This window comes from Porphyromonas sp. CAG:1061 (genome assembly GCF_000435035.1).
Lineage (GTDB): Bacteria > Bacteroidota > Bacteroidia > Bacteroidales > Porphyromonadaceae > Porphyromonas_A > Porphyromonas_A somerae.
In genome coordinates this window covers 14,480-14,763 of record NZ_HF988927.1, presented here as the reverse complement: position 1 = coordinate 14,763, position 284 = coordinate 14,480, and positions in this window count along the sequence as shown.

The window sequence follows — 284 nt, the reverse complement described above, 5'->3', positions numbered from 1 at the left end:
CGGATAGTGCGTAAATCAACACCACGCCGGCAAATAGGAAGGAGCAGTGCCGATGCAACCATCGACACCCCCTTCTGACTTGATTCCACGAAAGATGGTATTTACGCTCCACCACCTAGTTACTCTACAATCTCGTACTTATCGGCAACGATATGGTAAAGGCTCACATAAGCTTTCCCCTCTTGCTCGGTACGCTCTGCAATGTGCGCACGGAAGTTGGCAATCCGCTCAGCGATGGTATTAGCGGCCTGCTCGGCATTGGCTTGCATATCGGCTGCACAACC